The organism is Modestobacter sp. I12A-02662, assembly GCF_041028325.1.
Lineage (GTDB): Bacteria > Actinomycetota > Actinomycetes > Mycobacteriales > Geodermatophilaceae > Modestobacter.
Genome location: NZ_JABGDE010000003.1, coordinates 1 through 14,930, shown reverse-complemented (window position 1 = coordinate 14,930; position 14,930 = coordinate 1). Strand labels below are relative to the sequence as shown.

The window sequence follows — 14,930 nt, the reverse complement described above, 5'->3', positions numbered from 1 at the left end:
CCAACATGGCCGCCCGGGGTCAGGGGCGGACGGCGGCGGCCATCCGCTGCACGACGGTCTCCAGCACCGGGCGCGGGGTGGCCAGGGTGAGCCGCAGGTGCCCGGCGCCGGCCCGCCCGCACTCGAGCCCGTCCACCAGCGCCACGCCGGCCTCCCGCAGGAAGAACTCGCCCAGCGGCTCCTCGATCCCCAGCTCCCGGCAGTCCAGCCAGGCCAGGTAGGTGCCCTCCGGCGGCGTGTACCGGACCTGCGGCAGGTGCGCGGCCAGCAGGTCGGCGAGCAACCGGCGGTTGCCGTCGAGGTAGCCCAGGACGTCGTCCAGCCAGCCCGCGCCGTCGCGGAACGCCGCCGTGCTCGCGATCGCCCCGAGGGTCGAGCAGCCGAGCGCCGCGTGCTGGCCGACCTGCGCCCAGTGCGCGGCGTCGGCGTCGTTGGACAGCAGCAGCTGCGCGCACTTGAGCCCGGGCAGGTTCCAGGCCTTGGACGTCGAGGCGGCGGTGACCGTGTGCCCGGCCGTGACCGGGGAGAGGGAGGCGTAGGGCCGGTGGACCGAGCCCGGGTACACCAGCGGCGCGTGGATCTCGTCGGAGAACACCCGGACGCCGTGCCGCTCCACGACCTCGGCGAGGGCCAGCTGCTCGGCCTCGGTGAACACCCGGCCGACCGGGTTGTGCGGGTTGACGTGCACCAGCAGCCCACCGCCGGCCGCGGCGAAGGCCCGGTCCAGCGCCGGGAGGTCGTAGGTCAGCCGCCCGTCCGGGCCGGGGGCCAGCGGCACCTCGACGATCTCCCGGCCCAGCAGCCGCGGGACGACCAGGAAGGGCATGTACGCCGGGGTCGGCAGGACCACCGGCGTGCCGGCCGGGGTGAAGTGCTCGATCGCGGCCTGCAGGCCGGCGACGACGTCGGCCAGCGGCGCCACGCGCTCGGCGGGGACGGGCCAGCCGTACCGGTCGGCCTGCCACGCGGCGCAGGCCTCGGCGAGGGCCCGCGCCGTCGGGGCGGGCAGGTAACCGAAGGCGGCGGCGTCCACGGCCCGGTGCAGTGCCCGGGTGACCGCCGGCGCCGTCCCGAAGTCCATCTCGGCGACGAAGGCCCCGATGGCGTCGCCGTACCGCGTCCACTTCAGGCTGCCCGACGCGCGCAGCGCCTCCTCGGTGAGGTCGTCGAAGGAGCGGGCGAGGTCGCCGGTCACCGGGTGACCTCCGCTCCGGTCGACCGCAGCCGGGGTGGCGTCAGGTCGACCGGTGCCCCGGTCTGCGCGGCGGCAGCCCGCGGTTCGGCCCAGCGCAGCAGCCCGGCGACGTCCACCCCGTGCCGCCCGGCCGCGACCCCGGCGGTGCCGAGGGACCGCGCGGCCCGGCCGAGCAGCGTGCCGGCGCCGGCCGCGTTGCCCCGGGCGGCGTGGGTGAGCCCGACGGCGAGCTGCGCCAGCCCGCGCCAGAGGTCCCGCTCGTCGGCGGGCCCGGTCTTCCACGCGTCCTCGAGGACCTCGTGGGCGTGGAACGGGCGGCCGGCGTCCAGGAGCGCCTGCGCCTCGGCCAGCGTGGCCTCCGGCGTGCGGACGACGCCTTCCGGCGCGCGCGGCTCCCCCTCCGCGCCGCGGGGCAGCGGGCGGCCCAGCGCGTCCCGGGGCCGGGCGTTGCGGGCCCGCCCGGCGGTGTCCCGGTCGCGGTCGCCGGCGACCATGCTCATCCCAGGACGGTGGTCAGCCGCACGCGGACGCCGTCCTCGGTCGGGGTGATGTCGACGTGGTCGCACAGCTGCCGCGCCAGCCACAGGCCCATCCCGCCCAGCGACAGGTCGTCGCCGTGCGCCGGGCCGTAGCCGATGAACGGGTCCCGCAGCCCCGTGCCGCGGTCGGTGACGGTGCAGACCAGCCGCTTCTCGTCGGCCCACAGCCGCAGGTCGACCGGCGGCCGCCCGTGGCGCAGGGCGTTGGTCGTCATCTCGTCGACGGCCAGCAGGAAGTCCTCGAGCGCCGGCTCCGAGCCGGCCGGCAGGCTCGCGTCGGCCGCGCGGGCGGCCAGGGCGCGGCGCAGCCCGCGCAGGTCACGGACCGAGTCGGCGCGCACCAGCGGTTCGGTCTCCTCCAGCGGCTCCGGCGGCACCGGGAGCGTCGCGAGGTAGTGCTCGGGTTCGACGGCCGCCGGGTTCGGCGCGTCCTGGCCGTCGACGAGGAGCACCGGGTGGGTGGCGCGCGCGGCGTCCAGCAGCGGACCGGGCACCCGGCGGGCGTCGAACACGCACAGCACGACCAGGTCGCCCTCGCCGAGCTCGGCGGCCTCGGTGAGCGTGTGGTCGAGGACGGCGTCGTAGCGCTGCCACTCCCGCCAGGTGTCCTCACCGGACGCGGGCACCGGCTCGAGGACGACGCGCACCGCGGCCGCGCCCGACCCCCGGTGCCGCGCGCCCAGCCGGCGGACGGCGGTGATCGCGGCGGCCGGGCCGTTCCCGTAGACGTCGGACCAGTCGGGCCAGGAGATCTCGTCGTGGTCGGGGAACTCCTTCTGCAGCAGCGCCGCGGTCGGCTCCGTGCAGGCCACCACCACCGGCTGGCGCGCGTCCAGCCCGGCGCAGACGAAGGCGACCATCCCGTCGACCAGCTCGGCGTCCGAGGCGGCGAGGAGCCCGCGGTGCACCCCGGACCCGGCTGCCCCGTCCATGCCGCTGGTCTCCGTCCTGCCGTCGCGACGCCACCATCCAGGCAGCCGTGTCCCGTCGTTCCCCTACCCGCTCGAGCCCAGGTCAGTCCCCGGCCTCGAGTGCAGCCTGCGACCACCGGGCGCGCGCCGATCGCTGCGGAACGGCACCGCCCCATCCTGCCCGGTCACCCGGACGGCCACCTGTCGAGCGGACTCATCGGGATCGGGTCCCGGACACGGCTGCATCCACCGGCGGGGGTGCCGCGGAAGGAGGTGTGTCAGGCACGCCCCCACCGGAAGGACACCACCGTGACCAGGTCCCGTTCCCTCGCTCTCGCCGCCGGCGCCACCGGAGCGTTCGCCGTCGTCCTCGCTGCCGGCCCCGCGGCGGCGGCGGACACCGCCAGCGTCTCGGTGCTGCACGGTGTGCCGGGGGTGACCGTCGACGTCTACGCCAACGGCGAGGAGCTCCTGTCCGACTTCGCGCCGGGCACCCTCACCGACCCCGTGTCGCTGCCCGCGGGCAGCTACGACCTGGCCATCTACCCGGCCGGCTCCGACCCGGCGTCCACCCAGCCGGCCGCGTCGGCCACCGGCGTCCAGGTGCCCGCCGGGGCGAACGCCACGGTCGTCGCCCACCTCACCGAGGGCGGCACACCGACCCTCACCCCGTTCGTCAACGACGTCACCCCGGTGCCCGCCGGTCAGGCCCGGGTCACCGTCCGGCACGCCGCGGCCGCACCCGCGGTCGACGTCCGCGCCGGCGGGCAGGTGGTCGCGCCGGGGCTCACGAACCCGAACGAGGCGACGCTGACCGTCCCGGCCGGCACCATCTCGGCCGACGTGGTCCTGGCCGGCACCGAGACGGTGGCGATCGGCCCGGCCGACCTGCCGCTCGCCGAGGGCACGGCCACCGCCGTCTACGCCTGGGGCAGCTCCGAGGCCGGCTACCAGCTGGCGGTGCAGGAGCTCGGGAACGCGTCCTCCGCACCCGGTGGCGTCCCCGCCGGCTCGGCCGGCCTGGCCGACGACGCCGGCCTGCCGATGAGCGTGCTGGCGGTGTCCGCGCTCGGCCTGACCGGCGCCGCGGTGGCCGGCCGGCGGCTGGTCCTCGGCCGCCGCTGACGGCCGGCACCGGGGAGGAGGACGTCGTGCGGCGAGCCGTGGTGGGCCTGGTGGCCGGCCTCGCGGTGGCGGGCGGCGCGCCCGCGGCCTGGGCGGTGGCCCGTCCGCCGTCGTCGGCCGGGGTGCCCGTGACCCAGGCACTGGGGTCGCCGGTCGGCGACGTCCTCCTCCGCCCGGTCCTGGCTCCGCAGCCGCCCGCAGGCGTCCTCCCCCCGGTGACGGTCCGGGACGCCGCTCCGGCGGCCGTCCCGGACCCGGCGGCCGCACCGGTGGCGGTGAGCGTGCCGGGATCGGGCGTCACGGCAGCCGTCGACCCCGTCGGCGTCACCGGGGACGGGCTCATGGAGCTGCCCGCCGACGTCGATCGGGTCGGCTGGTACCGGTTCGGCCCGGTACCCGGTCAGCCGGGTTCCGCGGTGCTCGCCGGGCACGTGGACGGCGTCGAGCAGGGGCTGGGCCCGCTCGCCGCCCTGCGCTCGGTGGAACCCGGGCAGACCGTCGAGGTCACCGACGCCGCGGGGACCGTCACCCGGTGGCGGGTGGTGAGCCGCGAGCTGGTCGAGAAGCAGGCCCTGCCGCTGGCCGCGTTGTTCGCCCGGAACGGTGATCCGCGGCTGGTCCTGCTGACCTGTGGCGGACCGTTCCTCCCCGAGCTGGGCAGCTACCGGGACAACGTCGTCGTCGTGGCGGTCCCGGCGTGACGGCGACCCTCGGCCTGCCGAGCCGGACGGCGACCCCCTACGGTCAGGACGTGCGGTCGGCGCCGATTCCCGGGGAGTCCCTCGAGCCGGACGACGACTCCGTCGGCCGTCGGTTCCGCGCGGGCGACGAGCGGGCGCTCGCCGAGGCCTACGAGCGGTGGGCCGGGATCGTGCACGGCATGGCGGTGCGCGCGTTCGGCGCCGGCCCGGACGCCGAGGACGTCACGCAGCAGACCTTCATCTCCGCCTGGACCGGCCGGACCGGCTACCGCCCCGACGAGGGACCGCTGGCCGCCTGGCTGGTCGGCGTCTGCCGGCACAAGATCGCCGACGTGTGGGCCCGGCGGGAGCGGCAGCGCCGGTTGGCCGAGGCCGCCGTCGTCGACGCCCGGTCCCGGCCTGAGCGCGGGCCGGACGACGGCCTGGCCGCGCTCGTCGCCGACCGGCTGCTGCTGCTGCGCGAGCTGGACCGCCTCGGCCAGCCGCAGCGCGGCATCATCGAGCTGGCCTTCTTCGCCGACCTCACGCACAGCCAGATCGCCGAGCGCACCGGGCTGCCGCTGGGCACGGTGAAGAGCCACATCCGGCGCACCCTCGAGCGCCTGCGGACCCGGTTGGAGGTGGACGGTGCAGCACTGCAGTCCTGAGACGCTCGCGCTCGCCGCCCTCCGCGAGCCGCTGCCCGCCGAGGACGCCGAGCACCTGGCCGGGTGCGAGGAGTGCCGGCGGGAGGTCGCGTCCCTGCGGCGCAGCGTCGAGGTGCTCGCCGTGCCGGAGCTCGCTGCGCCGGGCGCCCCGGTGCCCCCGCCGCCGCACCTGTGGGCGGGGATCGCCGCCGCGACCGGGGTGTCCGCCGTCCCGCCGTCCCAGCCTCCCCCGCCGTCCGAGCCTCCCCTGGCGCCGGTGGTCCCGCTGCGCCGTCCGGCCCGCCGCTGGCTCGCGCTCGCCGCCGCGGTGGCGGCGGGCATCGCCGTCGGCGCCGGTGCGGTGGCGGTCACCCGGGACGACGGCCCGTCGGGCACGGTGGTCGCCACCGCCGGGCTCGACGCGCTGGCCGGGGAGGACGCCTCCGGCCGGGCCGAGGTCCGGGAGGCGGACGGGCACCGGCTGCTCCAGGTGGACCTCTCGGCGCCGTCCCTGGACGACGGCTACTACGAGGTGTGGCTGCTGCAGCCCGACGCGCAGCGGATGGTGCAGGTCGGTGCGGTGACCGCCGGGGACACCGTGCTGCCGTTGCCGCCCGGCGTCGACCTGACCGCCTATCCGGTCGTGGACGTCTCGGTGGAGCCGCTGGACGGCGACCCGACCCACTCCGGCGTCAGCGTCGCCCGCGGCTCCCTCTCCTGAGGGAGGACCCCGTCCCCCTCACCCCTCGCACGCTCGGGGCGGGCCTCTGGACGGGGCCGATCAGGTGAGCGGGGCCTGGAGGCGCGCGGAGACCCGCCGGTGGACGGCGAGCTGCTCCTCCAGCCCGGGGTGGGTCACGACGCCGTCCTCCACCACGAACCGCCCGCCGACGACGGTGTGCCGCGCGGCCACCGGGCCGCACCGCAGCCAGGCCTCGACCGGGTCGGACAGCGCCCCGGCGAACTGCACGCCCTCCAGCGACCAGACGGCGAGGTCGCCGCACGCGCCGACCGACAGCTGCCCGATCTCCCCGGTCCGGCCCAGGCAGGCCGCGCCGCCCCGGGTGGCGACCTCCAGCGCGTCGCGGGCCGACATCGCCGCCGCGCCCTGCCGCAGCTTGCCCTGCAGCATCGCGGTGCGCGCCTCCAGCCACAGCGACGCCGAGTCCGCCGACGACGACCCGTCGACCCCGAGCCCGACCGGCGCACCCGCGGCCCGCAGCTCGGCGACCGGGGCCAGGCCGCTGCCGAGGATCATGTTGGACGACGGGCAGTGCGCCGCCCCGACCCGTGCGGTCCCGAGCCGGGCGACCTCCTCGCGGGAGGGCCAGACCACGTGGGCCAGCCACACCCGGTCGGTCATCCAGCCGACGTCGGACAGGTAGTCGACCGGCCGCCGCCCGAAGGTCTCCAGGCAGAAGGCATCCTCGTCCTGGGTCTCGGCCAGGTGCGTGTGCAGCCGCACGTCGAGCGACTCGGCCAGCTCGGCGGTGCGGGCCATCAGCGCGGTGGACACGCTGAACGGCGAGCAGGGGGCCAGCGCGATCCGGGTCATCGCCGTGGGCGAGCGGTCGTGGTGCGCCTCCACCAGGCGCTGCGAGTCGGCCAGGATCGTGTCGTCGTCCTGCACGACGGAGTCCGGCGGCAGGCCGCCGTCCTTGACGGACAGGGACATCGACCCGCGGGAAGGGTGGAACCGCACTCCCAGCTCCCGGGCGGCCGCCACCTCCGCGGTGATCAGGTCGCCGCCGCCGGCCGGGTGCACGTACAGGTGGTCGGTGGACGTCGTGCACCCCGACAGCGCCAGCTCGGCCAGCCCGACGAACGCGCTGACGTGCGCGGCCTCCTCGTCCAGCCGCGCCCACAGCGGGTAGAGGGTGACCAGCCAGTCGAACAGCCCGCCGGTCAGCGCGGGCGCGTAGGCGCGGGTGAGGTTCTGGTACAGGTGGTGGTGGGTGTTGACCAGGCCCGGGGTGACCAGGCAGCCCCGGGCGTCCACCCGGCGGGCGGCCTCCGGCTCGGCGTCGGCGGGTCCGCCGAGTCCGCTGACCACGCCGTCGGTGACCGCCACCCACCCACCGGGGAGCTCGCGGCGGGCGTCGTCGACGGTGGCGATCAGCTCGGCGTCGTGGACGAGGAGGTCAGCGGTTCGCACGGAGGCATGATGCCCACCCCGCGGAACGGTCCGGCGGCAGGGCTCCGTCCACGGTCGGGCCCGCATCACCGCGCCACGGCCAGCGGCTCGTCGGCGGGGCCGTGACGGCGGCCAGCCGGGCGACCGCCTCGGGCAGCTCCGCGCCCCACGCGGTGGCCACCCATCCGCCGGGCAGCGGCAACCGCACGGCGTCGTCGGCGGTCCCGACCCCGGCCGGGGCGTCGCCGCCGAGCCGCAGCGTGGAGACGTACGCGCGCGGCGCGACCGGCGGCAGCCAGGCCGGCGCCCCGGGGCCGAGGCTGACCGCGGTGTGCAGCAGCGGGCGGCCGTCGCGCTCGACGCGGGCGGTGCCGGTCCAGCGGCCCGGCTGCTCCCCCGCCCGGCCGAGCAGCACCTGCTCGGTGGCGGTGAGCGCGCCGTCCGGCCCGAGCTGCACCAGCAGGTCGGCCTCGTGGGCGGCGCGCGCGGTGACCACGGTGGGCTCCGGAGCCACGTCCAACGTGCCGGCCACCTCCGCCCGCACCGCCTGGCGGGACGGCGGCGACGCGCCCCGCTGCGGCAGCACCACGGCCGCGGCCACCGTGTGGACGCTGAGCCGGGCACCCTCCTCGACCACGAGCCGGATCTCCGCGTCGTCCCCGCCCAGCGGGCCGAACGCGGTCGCGACGAGGTGCACGGAGGCGGCGCCGGTCCGGCGGACGGCGAGCTGCCCGCTGGCCCGCATCACCGGCAGCACCGTCCGACCGCCCGGACCGCGCCGGGCGACCACCTCGACGAGCGTCCTCACGGAGTGGTCTGCAGGGCCCTCGCGCGGACCTGCTCCCGCACCCACTCGGCCACCGGGGTGGCGGCCGGGTCCTCGCGCAGCGAGATCAGCAGCGTGGGCTTCCCCCCACGAACCGCGTCGGCGTCCCGCCGCATCACGCCGAGGTCGGCCCCGACGAGCGGCGCGAGGTCGGTCTTGTTGACCACGAGCAGGTCGGCGCCGGTGACGCCCGGTCCGCCCTTGCGCGGCACCTTGTCCCCGCCGGCGACGTCGACCACGAACACCTGCACGTCGACCAGCCCGTAGCTGAACGACGCGGTCAGGTTGTCGCCGCCGGACTCGACGAAGACCAGCTCCAGCTCGGGGTGGCGGGACTCCAGCAGCTCCACGGCGTCGAGGTTGGCGGTGATGTCGTCGCGGATCGCGGTGTGCGGGCAGCAGCCGGTCTGGACGGCCTCGATCCGGTCGTCGGGCAGGACGGCGTTGCGGCGGAGGAAGTCGGCGTCCTCGGTCGTGTAGATGTCGTTGGTGACGACGGCGAGGTCGAACTCGCCGCCCAGGGTGCGGCACAGCGCCGCGGCCAGCGCGGTCTTGCCGGAGCCGACCGGCCCGCCGAGCCCCACGCGCAGCGGCCCGCCGTGCCGGTGGCCCGGTGCGTACGGGTCGACGTAGTCGTCCAGGTCGTGGTCAGGCGGCATCTGGACTCCCGATGAGGGTCATGAGGCGAAGAACCGGTCCTTCCGTGCGGCGTGCACTTCGGCGAGCAGGTCGAGCAGGGGGTCGGCAGCCGCGGGCAGCGCCGCGGCCGACGTCGACGCGACCTCGTCCACCTCGGGCGCGAGGCGGGCGGTGACGGCGGCGACGGTGATCGGGTCCATCGCGAGCAGCCGCTGGGCTGCAGTCGCCGGCCCGCTGACCGCGAGGTAGGCGCCCGCGGCGGCGGCATCGGCGGGCCCGAGCCCGCCCGCCGCTGCCGCGACGCCCAGGGCGACGGGGTGGTGCGGGTGAGGAGGGAGCGCCGCCCAGGCGGGGTGCGGCCAGGCCCGGCCGCCCACCCGCACCAACCCGCGCCCCTGCTGCCGCGAGGCGGCTCGCAGCGCCGGGGAGGGGGTCCGGGCGTCCGCCTCCGCGTCCAGGCGGGACAGCGCTGCGGCCGGGTCTGCGTCCCCGGCAGCCCGGCAGGCGGCCGCGGCCAGGCCGGCCGCGACCGCCCCGGACGTCGCCAGCCGCCGGCGCAGGAACACCGCCAGGGACGCCGCGTCGGTGACCACCCCCGCGGCGATCGCCTGCTCCACGCCGCCGGAGTGGGTGTGCCCGCCGGCGGGCAGCCGGGAGTCGGCGAGGGTGAGCAGCGCGGCGAGTGCCATCAGAACAGGAAGTACCGCTGGGCCAACGGCAGCTCGCGCACCGGCTCGGGCTCCCAGACCTCGCCGTCCACGGAGACGGTGAAGGTGTCCGGGTCCACCCGGATCTCCGGCAGCGCGGCGTTCTCCGGCATGTCGGCCTTGCCCAGCCGGCTGGTGTCGGTGACCGCGGCCAGCCGGCGGTCCACCGCCAGCCGGTCGGCCAGCCCGGCCTCCAGCGCCGCCGGGGCGACGAAGTGCAGCGAGGTCCGGGCCGGCACCCGGCCGTACGCGCCGAACATCGGCCGGGGAAGCACCGGCTGCGGGGTGGGGATGGAGGCGTTGGCGTCACCCATCTGCGCCCACGCGATCATCCCGCCCTTGAGGACGACGTGCGGCCGGACGCCGAAGGTCTTCGGGTCCCAGAGCACGAGGTCGGCGAGCTTGCCCGGTTCCACCGAACCGACCTCGCCGTCGATGCCGTGGGCCACCGCCGGGCAGATCGTGTACTTGGCGACGTACCGGCGGGCGCGCAGGTTGTCGGCCCGACCGTCCCCCTCCAGCGACCCCCGCCGGCGCTTCATCACGTGCGCGGTCTGCCAGGTGCGCATCACCACCTCGCCGACCCGGCCCATCGCCTGCGCGTCGGAGCCGATCATCGAGATGGCGCCGAGGTCGTGCAGCAGGTCCTCCGCCGCGATCGTGGTCGGCCGGATGCGGCTCTCCGCGAACGCCAGGTCCTCCGGCACGCTGGAGTCCAGGTGGTGGCAGACCATGAGCATGTCGAGGTGCTCGTCGAGGGTGTTCACCGTGTGCGGCCGGGTCGGGTTCGTGCTGCTGGGGAGCACGTTGGGGTGCCCGGCGACGGTGATGATGTCCGGCGCGTGCCCGCCCCCGGCGCCCTCGGTGTGGTAGGCGTGGATGCTCCGCCCGGCGATCGCGGCGAGCGTGTCCTCCACGAACCCGGCCTCGTTGAGCGTGTCCGAGTGGAGCGCCACCGGGACGCCGTGGCGCCCGGCGACGGTGAGCGCCGCGTCGATCGCGGCGGGCGTCGACCCCCAGTCCTCGTGCAGCTTGAAGCCGCTGGCGCCGGCCCGCAACTGCTCCTCCAGGGAGTCCTGGCGGACCGTGTTGCCCTTGCCCAGCAGCGCGACGTTGACCGGCAACGGGTCCATCGCCTCGAGCATCCGGGCCAGGTACCAGTCGCCCGGGGTGATCGTGGTGGCCTTGGACCCCTCGGCCGGGCCGGTGCCGCCGCCGATGAGCGTGGTGACGCCGGAGCCCAGGGCGGTGGGGACGACCTGCGGGCAGATGAAGTGCACGTGGCAGTCGACGCCGCCGGCGGTGAGCACCTTGCCGTTGCCGGCCAGCACCTCGGTGCCCGGGCCGATGGCCAGGTCCGGGTGGACGCCGTCCATCGTGTCGGGGTTGCCGGCCTTGCCCAGGGCGACGATCCGCCCGTCGCGGATGCCGACGTCGGCCTTGACGACGCCCCAGTGGTCCAGGACCACCGCGCCGGTGATCACCAGGTCGGGGGCGCCCTCGGCCCGGGTGGCCCGCCCCTGCCCCATCGACTCGCGGATGACCTTCCCGCCGCCGAAGACCGCCTCCTCCCCGGCGAGCCCCGGACCCCCGCTGCGGTCCTCGGTCACCTCGATGAGCAGGTCGGTGTCGGCCAGCCGGACCCGGTCCCCGACGGTGGGGCCGTAGAGCTGGGCGTAGCGCTCGCGGGACAGCCTCACCACCGGCCCAGGCCCCCCTGCGCGCTGATCCCGGGCACGATCCGCGCGCCGGCCAGCGCCACGAGGGTCACGGTGCGGCGGATGCCCGGCTCGAACCGGACCGCGGTGCCGGCCGCGATGTCCAGCCGGTGGCCGTGCGCGGCCGCCCGGTCGAACACCAGGGCGCGGTTGGACTGCGCGAAGTGGAAGTGCGAGCCGACCTGGACCGGCCGGTCGCCGGTGTTGTGCACCGCGAGCTCGATCCGCGGCGCACCGGGGAGGGTCTCGATCTCGCCGTCGGCGGGGAGGACCTCACCGGGGATCACGGGATGGGGTGGTGGACGGTCACCAGCTTGGTCCCGTCCGGGAAGGTCGCCTCCACCTGCACCTCCTCGAGCAGCTCGGGGACGCCGTCCATGACGTCACCCCGGGTGAGGACCGTGCGACCGGACTGCATGAGGTCGGTGACCAGCCGGCCGTCGCGCGCGCCCTCGAGCACGTGGTCGGTGACGATCGCGGTTGCCTCGGGGAGGTTCAGCCGGAGGCCGCGGGCCTGACGACGGCGGGCGAGCTCGGCGGCGTAGCTGAGCATCAGCCGCTCCTGCTCGTGCGGGGACAGCAGCACCGGGACCCTCCTCGTCGACGACGGAGCCCGGACGCTAGCGGCCCGGTGTGACGGTCCTGTTGCGTCGATGACGACCTTGTTGCGAGACCGGTCACGACATATCGTGAGTGCATCGACGACTTCCGGAGGTGCGACATGGACCCCACCAGCCCGTGGTCGCGGCATCGCCGCCACCACCACGCCCCCCGCGCCGGCGGCGAGCCCGCAGCGCGCGGGCACCACCCGCACGAGCACGCCGGCGGTTTCGAGGGGCCGTTCGGCCGCGCCGGCGGCCCGTTCGGGCACCGCGGCGGGCCGTTCGGCCCCGGGCATCCCGGCGGCCGCGGCGGCGGGCACCGCGGACGGCCGGGCGGGCGGCCCGGCCGCGCCGGTCGCGGCGACGTCCGCACGGCACTGCTGCTCCTGCTCGCCGAGGAGCCGATGCACGGGTACCAGCTGATGCAGGCCGTGGCCGAGCGCACCGGGGGCGCGTGGAAGCTCAGCCCCGGGGCGGTCTACCCGACCATCGCCCAGCTGGAGGACGAGGGCCTGGTCCTGGTCACCGCCGAGGGCGGCCGGAAGCTCGTGGCGCTCACCGAGGCCGGCCGCGCGCACGTGGCCGGACTGGGGGACGTCGATCCGTTCACCGCGTTCGGCGGCGCCGGCGACCGGCCCGACCTGCGTGCGCTGATGGGCGAGCTGATGGGTGCGACCCACCAGCTCGGCCGCGTGGGCGACGCCGACCAGCTGGCCCAGGCTGCCCGGGTCCTCGGCGACGCCCGCCGGGCGCTCTACCTGATCCTGGCCGGACAGGCGCCGGACGGCGGCCCCGACGGCGCTCCGGAGACCCCGCAGGCCTGACCCGGTACCGGCCGGCCGGCTTCCCGCCGACCGGCCGGGTGAACACCCTTGCCGCACCGAGCCCGGTGGTTCTATGGTTCATTACATGAGTAATGAACCAGCGAGCCACCGGGCTCGTCCCGTTCGTGCCGGGGCGCCGTGAACGAGGACGCCGGCCCGATCTTCCGGCAGATCGCGACCCGTCTGGAGGACGCGATCGTCGACGGCTCCCTCGCCGAGGAGAGCCAGGCCCCCTCGTCCAACGAGCTGGCCGCCTTCCACCGCATCAACCCGGCCACCGCGGCCAAGGGCCTGAACCAGCTGGTCGCGGACGGGGTGCTCTACAAGAGACGAGGAGTGGGGATGTTCGTCGCCACCGGTGCTCGCGAGCAGCTGCTGAAGCGGCGCCGCAGCGAGTTCGCCGACCAGTACCTGACACCGCTGCTGGCGGAGGCCGACAAGGTCGGCATCACGGTCGCCGAGATCGGCCAGATGCTGCGCGAGCGGAGGGCAGGGGCATGAGCGCGGCAGCGACGCTGGACCGGGTGACGATGCGCTTCCGCGGGACCACCGCCCTCGCCGACGTCTCCGCCGTCCTGCAGGCCGACACGATCACCGGGCTGCTCGGCCGCAACGGCGCCGGGAAGACCACCCTGATGCAGCTGCTCACCGGGCACCGGGTGCCCACGTCCGGCCGGGTCGAGGTGCTCGGCGAGCGCCCGTACGAGAACGACCGCGTGCTCAGCCGGCTGTGCTTCATCAAGGAGGGGCAGCGCTACCCCGACCACTTCCGGGTCCGGGACGCCGTCGACGTGGCGGCCACGCTGTACCCGGACTGGGACCGGGACCTGGCCGAGCAGCTGCTCACCGATTTCGACCTGCCGGCCAAGCGGCCGATCAAGAAGCTGTCCCGGGGCATGACCTCTGCCGTCGGCGTCGTGATCGGCCTGGCCTCACGGGCTCCGGTGACCCTCTTCGACGAGCCGTACCTGGGGCTGGACGCCGTCGCGCGCCAGCTGTTCTACGACCGGCTGCTCGCCGACTACGCCGAGCACCCGCGCACCGTGGTGCTGTCGACCCACCTGATCGAGGAGATCAGCGACCTGCTCGAGCACGTGCTGCTCATCGACCGCGGTCGCGTGCTGCTCGACGCCGACGCCGAGTCGCTCCGGGCCACGGCACTCACCGTCTCCGGACCTGCCACGACCGTCGCGACGTTCGGTGCCGTGCACCGGGTGCTCCGCACCGAGTCGATGGCCGGGCAGGCCCGCGCCATCGTCCAGGTCGGGTCGGCGACCGACCGCCAGGTGGCCGGCGATCTGGGCCTGACCGTGGAGCCGACGTCCATCCAGCAGTTGGTGGTCGCGCTGAGCCGGGCCGCCGAGGCCGGTCCCACCCTGACCCCGAGCACCGACCTCGAGGAGGTCTCCCGATGAACCGTCTCCTCGCCGTCGCCCGCATGCACCTCGTGCACCCGCTGGTGATCCTCGGCGTCCCCTGGATGGTCGTGGGGATCAGCTTCGCCATCAACCTGCCCATCTGGGCGCTCGGCGACATCGCCGAGCAGGCGGGCGACAGCGGCTTCACCGGCGGGCTCGCGTCGCTCTACATCACCGTGCTGATCGTCTTCGTCCAGGCGGTCACCCAGATGTTCCCGTTCGCCATGGGGGTGAGCCTGAGCCGGCGGACGTTCTACGCCGGGACCGCCCTGGTCGCGCTGGTGCAGGCCCTCGGCTACGGCACCGCCCTGACCCTGCTGGACGCCGTGGAGAACGCGACCGGCGGATGGGGGGTCGGCCTGGCCTTCTGGGGTCCGGGGCCGATCGACGTGGGGAACCCCGCACTGCAGGTGGCCGTCTACGCGCTGCCGATGCTCGCCTGCGCGTTCCTCGGCATGTGCATCGGTTCGGTCTCCAAGCGCTGGGGGACGACGGGCCTCTGGACGCTCGGCATGTCGACGTTGCTGGTCGTGGGCGGCCTCGGCGTCCTGCTGACGTGGCAGCGGGCGTGGGGCAACCTGGGTCGGTGGCTGGTGGACCAGTCGGTCTACGAGTACACGATCCTGCTGCCCACCGTGGCCGCGGTCGTGCTCGCCGGGATGACGTGGACGGCCCTCCGGCGCAGCGTTCCCTGATCTCCGCCGCTCCACGATGGCCGGCTCCCCGCACGGGGGCCGGCCATCGGTCCGTTCCGGGCCCCGCGGTGCAGCCGGCACCGGTACGGCCTGTTGTGTCGCTGACGGAACGCCACCGGTGACGCCGCTCGCGACCGACCCCGGGCATGCCGAAACGGGGGCCAGAGCAGTGATGCTCTGACCCCCGTTCCGGGAATGGTTGTCCGGCGGTGTCCTACTCTCCCACCCCGTCCCCGGGGCAGTACCATCGGCGCTGAAAGGCTTAGCTTC

General features: G+C 75.9%; 18 protein-coding genes. 8 read left to right on the top strand and 10 right to left on the bottom strand.

What is annotated here, in order from left to right; all coding sequences use genetic code 11:
• Window positions 1-19: 19 nt before the first annotated feature.
• From HL189_RS02915 to HL189_RS02905, 3 genes are read right to left on the bottom strand one after another with little or no spacing between them, the layout of a single operon-like run.
• Entirely contained in the window at window positions 20-1,195 is a 1,176-nt protein-coding gene (locus HL189_RS02915) for a MalY/PatB family protein (protein ID WP_369132207.1), read from the bottom strand.
• Window positions 1,192-1,695, bottom strand: coding sequence for a DUF309 domain-containing protein (locus HL189_RS02910; protein WP_369132206.1), 504 nt, complete (start codon window positions 1,693-1,695; stop codon window positions 1,192-1,194). The genes HL189_RS02915 and HL189_RS02910 overlap by 4 nt, the downstream gene beginning before the upstream one ends.
• Window positions 1,692-2,666, bottom strand: coding sequence for an anti-sigma factor RsbA family regulatory protein (locus HL189_RS02905; RefSeq protein WP_369132205.1), 975 nt, complete (start codon window positions 2,664-2,666; stop codon window positions 1,692-1,694). The genes HL189_RS02910 and HL189_RS02905 overlap by 4 nt, the downstream gene beginning before the upstream one ends.
• A gap of 288 nt (window positions 2,667-2,954) precedes the next feature.
• Here HL189_RS02905 and HL189_RS02900 point away from each other — a divergent pair, with 288 nt between their 5' ends.
• From HL189_RS02900 to HL189_RS02885, 4 genes are read left to right on the top strand one after another with little or no spacing between them, the layout of a single operon-like run.
• Window positions 2,955-3,770: a DUF4397 domain-containing protein gene (locus HL189_RS02900; RefSeq protein WP_369132204.1), complete on the top strand. Its 816-nt coding sequence runs from the start codon at window positions 2,955-2,957 to the stop codon at window positions 3,768-3,770.
• A 26-nt stretch (window positions 3,771-3,796) separates the two neighbouring features.
• Window positions 3,797-4,471 (top strand): class F sortase, encoded by a 675-nt coding sequence (locus HL189_RS02895; protein ID WP_369132203.1) that lies wholly within the window; start codon window positions 3,797-3,799, stop codon window positions 4,469-4,471.
• A gap of 50 nt (window positions 4,472-4,521) precedes the next feature.
• Entirely contained in the window at window positions 4,522-5,118 is a 597-nt protein-coding gene (locus tag HL189_RS02890; RefSeq protein WP_369132202.1) for an RNA polymerase sigma factor, read from the top strand.
• On the top strand, window positions 5,099-5,818 hold the full coding sequence (locus HL189_RS02885; RefSeq protein ID WP_369132201.1) for an anti-sigma factor: 720 nt from the start codon (window positions 5,099-5,101) through the stop codon (window positions 5,816-5,818). Before HL189_RS02890 ends, HL189_RS02885 begins: the two co-directional genes overlap by 20 nt.
• A gap of 60 nt (window positions 5,819-5,878) precedes the next feature.
• On the opposite strand, the gene HL189_RS02880 is transcribed toward HL189_RS02885, so the two are convergent.
• The 7 genes from HL189_RS02880 to HL189_RS02850 are packed head-to-tail and all read right to left on the bottom strand — an operon-like array spanning window position 5,879 to window position 11,707.
• A complete protein-coding gene (locus tag HL189_RS02880; RefSeq protein WP_369132200.1) occupies window positions 5,879-7,252 on the bottom strand; it encodes an 8-oxoguanine deaminase in 1,374 nt (457 codons plus the stop codon).
• Window positions 7,239-8,039, bottom strand: a complete 801-nt coding sequence (locus HL189_RS02875) for an urease accessory protein UreD (protein ID WP_369132199.1) — start codon at window positions 8,037-8,039, stop codon at window positions 7,239-7,241. Before HL189_RS02875 ends, HL189_RS02880 begins: the two co-directional genes overlap by 14 nt.
• Complete coding sequence (ureG, locus tag HL189_RS02870) at window positions 8,036-8,716, bottom strand: urease accessory protein UreG (RefSeq protein ID WP_369132198.1); 681 nt, start codon at window positions 8,714-8,716, stop codon at window positions 8,036-8,038. The genes HL189_RS02875 and ureG overlap by 4 nt, the downstream gene beginning before the upstream one ends.
• A gap of 18 nt (window positions 8,717-8,734) precedes the next feature.
• The gene (locus HL189_RS02865) at window positions 8,735-9,385 is read right to left on the bottom strand and encodes an urease accessory protein UreF (RefSeq protein ID WP_369132197.1); all 651 of its coding nucleotides are present in this window, start codon (window positions 9,383-9,385) and stop codon (window positions 8,735-8,737) included.
• On the bottom strand, window positions 9,385-11,106 hold the full coding sequence (locus HL189_RS02860) for an urease subunit alpha (protein ID WP_369132196.1): 1,722 nt from the start codon (window positions 11,104-11,106) through the stop codon (window positions 9,385-9,387). Before HL189_RS02860 ends, HL189_RS02865 begins: the two co-directional genes overlap by 1 nt.
• Window positions 11,100-11,405 carry an urease subunit beta gene (locus HL189_RS02855; protein WP_369132621.1) on the bottom strand — a complete coding sequence of 102 codons (306 nt, stop codon included), beginning with the start codon at window positions 11,403-11,405 and terminating at the stop codon, window positions 11,100-11,102. The genes HL189_RS02860 and HL189_RS02855 overlap by 7 nt, the downstream gene beginning before the upstream one ends.
• The gene (locus HL189_RS02850; protein ID WP_369132195.1) at window positions 11,405-11,707 is read right to left on the bottom strand and encodes an urease subunit gamma; all 303 of its coding nucleotides are present in this window, start codon (window positions 11,705-11,707) and stop codon (window positions 11,405-11,407) included. Before HL189_RS02850 ends, HL189_RS02855 begins: the two co-directional genes overlap by 1 nt.
• 135 nt (window positions 11,708-11,842) lie before the next feature.
• On the opposite strand from HL189_RS02850, the gene HL189_RS02845 reads away from it, so the two are divergent.
• The 4 genes from HL189_RS02845 (at window position 11,843) to HL189_RS02830 (ending at window position 14,660) form a co-directional block, all read left to right on the top strand.
• Window positions 11,843-12,547, top strand: a complete 705-nt coding sequence (locus HL189_RS02845) for a helix-turn-helix transcriptional regulator (RefSeq protein WP_369132194.1) — start codon at window positions 11,843-11,845, stop codon at window positions 12,545-12,547.
• 138 nt (window positions 12,548-12,685) lie between these two features.
• Window positions 12,686-13,048, top strand: a complete 363-nt coding sequence (locus HL189_RS02840) for a GntR family transcriptional regulator (RefSeq protein ID WP_369132193.1) — start codon at window positions 12,686-12,688, stop codon at window positions 13,046-13,048.
• Window positions 13,045-13,962, top strand: a complete 918-nt coding sequence (locus HL189_RS02835) for an ABC transporter ATP-binding protein (RefSeq protein ID WP_369132192.1) — start codon at window positions 13,045-13,047, stop codon at window positions 13,960-13,962. The genes HL189_RS02840 and HL189_RS02835 overlap by 4 nt, the downstream gene beginning before the upstream one ends.
• Complete coding sequence (locus HL189_RS02830) at window positions 13,959-14,660, top strand: hypothetical protein (protein WP_369132191.1); 702 nt, start codon at window positions 13,959-13,961, stop codon at window positions 14,658-14,660. Before HL189_RS02835 ends, HL189_RS02830 begins: the two co-directional genes overlap by 4 nt.
• Window positions 14,661-14,930: the final 270 nt, after the last annotated feature.